Source organism: Massilia eurypsychrophila (assembly GCF_002760655.1).
Classification (GTDB): domain Bacteria; phylum Pseudomonadota; class Gammaproteobacteria; order Burkholderiales; family Burkholderiaceae_D; genus JAFCUW01.
Genome location: NZ_PDOC01000089.1, coordinates 1 through 578, shown reverse-complemented (window position 1 = coordinate 578; position 578 = coordinate 1). Strand labels below are relative to the sequence as shown.

The window sequence follows — 578 nt, the reverse complement described above, 5'->3', positions numbered from 1 at the left end:
CTCTGGTCACCGCAGCAAATTGCGCGCAAACTCAAGCTCCTTTGGCCCAACAATTCTGAGAAATCTGTGTCCCACGAGACCATCTACAACGCCATTTACATGCACCCCCGTGGCGAGCTCAAGCGCGGGTTCTGTCGCGTTGTTGATCAAACGACAGAATTTCCCTAGGACGGCATTGTGCCGCTCAAACCGGACGGACTATTCCTGCCAGCACAGAAAATTGGTCGGCGAACGACATTGCATCAGCGCCGTCGATTGCGAACTGGCCCTTGCGGATCATGTGCATCAGCTCGATGCCGGCGAGCACGGAGCCGGCAGACCGGAACGATTTGAAGTTGAGCATCGGCCTGGTCACCCGCTTGATGGCGCGATGGTCCTGCTCGACGATGTTGTTGAGGTATTTGACTTGGAGCACCAGGATCGGCACGTCGCGGCCGGAGTTGATCGCATCGATCGCCGCCTTGTTGGCACCACTCTTGTCCATCGCGACCTTGTCCGGATCGCCGTTCGCTCCCATGGCCTTGTCGAAGAAGCGCTTCGCCGCAGCCATGTCGCGCTTCGCTGTCAGCAGGAAGTCG

1 protein-coding gene and 1 pseudogene are annotated in these 578 nt (G+C 58.3%); one reads left to right on the top strand and one right to left on the bottom strand.

The window, feature by feature from the left end; all coding sequences use genetic code 11:
- Window positions 1–126, top strand: a pseudogene (locus tag CR105_RS29215) (IS30 family transposase); the annotation flags it as partial.
- A 58-nt stretch (window positions 127–184) separates the two neighbouring features.
- Here CR105_RS29215 and CR105_RS27485 read toward each other — a convergent pair.
- Window positions 185–578 (bottom strand): DDE-type integrase/transposase/recombinase (locus CR105_RS27485; protein ID WP_143752838.1); only part of this gene is annotated, 394 nt, incomplete at its 5' end.